The sequence below is a fragment of the Methanobrevibacter sp. genome, assembly GCF_045126245.1.
In the GTDB taxonomy this organism is placed as follows: domain Archaea; phylum Methanobacteriota; class Methanobacteria; order Methanobacteriales; family Methanobacteriaceae; genus Methanocatella.
The window spans coordinates 1-3753 of the sequence record NZ_JBGVOG010000009.1 but is presented as its reverse complement, the minus strand read 5'-3'; the positions used below and the strand labels follow the sequence as shown (position 1 = coordinate 3753).

Below are 3753 nucleotides of genomic sequence, written 5' to 3'. Positions count from 1 at the left end.
TGTTTGTGAAGTTGATTGTTGTAGTGGATGGATTATACTTGACATTACCATTATAGGTTGCTGTAGCTGTGTTTTCACCTAAACCTAAGTTAAGGGTAATAAGTTTAGCCTGACCGTTCAAGTCAGTTTTGACATTATATGATTTTGTTTTGATTGTGAATACAACATTAGCGCCTTTAACAGAATCACCAGTAGCATTATTTGTTAAAGTAGCAACCAACATTCTTGCAGTACCTTCATAAACCAATGAAATAGCTGTATTTGCCTTAAAAGAAATGTCAAGAAGTGTTTTGGATGGATTGAATGCATCATCACCTGCATAGGAAATTTCAGCAGTATACGTGCCTGGAGCCAAATCAGCAACAGAAACTGTAGCCTGACCGGCATAATCTGTTTTAGCACTGTAAAGATGACCTGCGACATTAACAGCAATATCCGCATCAGGAATACCTGCATCTCCATTGGTCAATTTAACTGTCAATGCATAATTCGCGCTGTCAAAAGCAGCTGCAATAGCAGTGTCCTGTTTTTCCTTTGGAATCTCATCTATGGTATAAACCTTAATGCATGCAGTCATCATATCCCATTCGTCATATACATCAATCCATTCGCCATTGCAAAGGGCAAATGAAACTCCCTTATTATAATATGTTCTTGCCAATCCTGAAAACGGAAATGCATTTGAGGATATGATGACGCTGAAGTTATCACCTTTCTTAATTGGAACATATTCGTTTAACTTAATTGTATGGTAACCATAATAAGGTGAAACGCCGTTCTGTGTGTGAACGTTTTGGCCATTGACTTCTATCCTAACCTCATAGTCCACACCGGATTGGTTGAAATAGGTTCCAACGGCAGCAATATAATCATCATCGACAGAAACGTACTTGTTCATATAATCAGTGCAATCATTGAAATCATTCAAGCCTACAAAATCATATTGGTAATTCCTGTTGTAAGGCACTGTATTGTTGAGCACAATTGCAACAGCGCAGTTCATAATATCCCCATCTGATGTACATAGAGTTTTGTCATAATATGAAACGTAGAAATATCCGTCCTCACCGAAGGATGTTCCCCAGGAGTTTTTAATAATCCATGCCCCATCACCAGGAGGGGTAATTTTGAAATTCTTTTTGGAAAATGAGTCATCCCATCCCACAATGGAAATAATATGGTCTGCCTTTATTTCATCAGGAACGTATTGGGAACAATAATCTTCGCGGTAGTATTCGGATTCATCCCCATCACTGGCAGTGCCTAAAATACTTCCTGAAAGAGCACCATATTTAAGAATAGCCCATTTGATGCTAGGGTCCCCATTTATAATTCCCTCATCTTTCGGAAGAATTATAATATCCTGAACATGTATATTTTCGCAAGTGTTCATTATTGGAGATATCTTACCAATTTCATCAAATGTGTCATTTTCCTGAGGAATAGCACCCAGCCAACTCAAAAGGTATGCCATGCTCAACATGCTGTATCCTGCCTCGTCCATATAATTAATGCCGTATTTGGAATACTTAATCATCGCGTTTTGCATATTATTTGCAGAAAGGGTTGTATTTAAGCCTGCCCTTTTCAACAATACTGATTCCAATGTTCCAATGTCTGAAACCGCCCAGCAGGACCCTCTCATTCCCTGGTTTTTAACTGGAGATGTTAAATCATAATCTCTTAAATCATAACGTGCAGGAAGAACATCGTATATCTCATTACTGAGCAATGTTAAGTTTCGTCCAACGCCTGAAATCACATAGGGATAAAATACATTATCATCACTGACAGTGTCGCTTCCGGTTAAATTGACAATTTCGGACCCCTCACCTTTAAAGACGGCAAAGATTGCTTCACCATCATTGTTGAATTGCGTATTGATGATTTTATATGATGAATCATAAATGCCGACTGCTCCGCTTCCTTCATATGCTGAATTATGTATGAATTTGGAGTTGGTTATGGTCAAATTTGCATTATCAACGTATAAAGCACCGCCAAATGTCGGATAATCATCATATGATGTAACCTTATTTGAATTAAATTCGGCATTGGCAATTGTGGCGTTCAATCCTGAAAGGTAAGCCGCACCGCCGTCATATTTTGATGTGCAGTCAGTGAATGTCAAATCCAGCATCTCCAGATTACCTCCCAACTGCATGAACGCTCCTCCAAAATCACCTGAAGTGTTCACGAAAGAAACATTTGCGATAAGGGAATTACCATGAAACTCGTCATCATAAGATCTGTCAATGAATACTGCACCACCATTTTTAGCCGAATGGGTGTTATTGAAACAGGAATTTTCAATGGTTAGGCTTTCAAAAGATCTGATGGCAACAGCACCTGCAGATATGTTTGCTTTTAGATTCATGAATTTGCTATTGCTGATTGTTAAATCTCCCTTAGTAACAAAAATCGCAGGTGCATAGTTGGAAGATGAATTGGCGAAAATAGAATTTTCAATGGACAGCCCGCCATTTTCGACATATATTGAACCGCCATAAACCGCAGTGTTGTTAAAAAAACGAGCATCAATTAAAGAAATGTCAGAACCCATTGAAGTGATGGCTCCTCCGCTATAACTTGAACTACAATTTACGAAGCGAATATCATTAAAAGTAACATTCGCTAAAAATATGTCAAATGCCCTTGCCTGATTATTTCCATCAATGGTAAAACCATTTCCATTAATGACAAGAGTCTTACTTTGGAGAGGTATTCCGGAAATAAAATTAAAATCCCCATCACAAAAAGTATAGTCTCTAGTTAAATCAAATTCGTTCTCTGCTTCATTAATTTTATTAAACAAATCAGTGAATGTTCCCTCTGACTCGATAGTTTCATTTGAAAAGAAATTTATTTTTCCTGTTTTGATATATTCCTTTCCATCAGCGGCTCTTTTATAGGAAACACTGACATCCCATTGACCCTCAAATGTATAATATAAATCATTATATGTTATTTTTTTGGATGTGATGCCTGTTCCCTTAAAGGTCTTATTAAATGCTTTTAAATCATTCCCATTATCATCAAACATATGAACAGCCACATCACCATTGAGTCCTGATGAATCAGAAACCTCGCATACCAGGTCATCATCACTCCAAACAGGAGAATATAACTTTATGAAATCATCCTCATTAAATTGTAAAGTATCAGTGGTCTCTTCACTAGCCGTCAAATTTGCCTCATCACCAGAAGCTGAAACAACCTGTTGGGCTCCTACTTCATCAGCAGCCAGCATATCCAGATATTCATCTGTGTTTTCAGCCGCACTGACAGCAGAAACGGCCAATAGAAAAATGATGAATATCGTAAATACGATAATCTTTCTTTTAAACAATTTTTTATCCCCATTTTCAGTTATTAAATAATATATATTATGTTTTAAATATTATTTAATATTACCCTCAAAATAAGAAAATAACTGAACAGGGTTTAATTCAAAAATAGCATTGGAAATATTGAATTCTAGTTTGAGCTTCGCCATGTGTTGCCGCAATTTGCGCATCTGATGAAATTGGTCGGAGCCTCATCGGCCGATCTTGTCTGAACTGTCCACCAGTAGCCTTTTGTCCCTCCGCATTTATAGCAGGTTATGGTTGTTGTAGGCAGGGCCACATTGTTTTTGTCGGTTACAATCACCTTCATTTCAGGATTTTTCTCGCCTTCCATATAGTACTGCTCTTCGATATCTTCATCGCTTAATGTTTTTTCATAGCCACATCTACATTTGACTTTGCCTTT

At 37.5% G+C, this 3753-nt stretch carries 2 protein-coding genes; both read right to left on the bottom strand.

What is annotated here, in order from left to right:
- Positions 1-3349 (bottom strand): C1 family peptidase (locus ACJMLZ_RS00565; protein WP_405303374.1); only part of this gene is annotated, 3349 nt, incomplete at its 3' end.
- Between the two features lie 128 nt (positions 3350-3477).
- Positions 3478-3753 (bottom strand): transcription factor S (locus ACJMLZ_RS00560; RefSeq protein ID WP_405303373.1); only part of this gene is annotated, 276 nt, incomplete at its 5' end.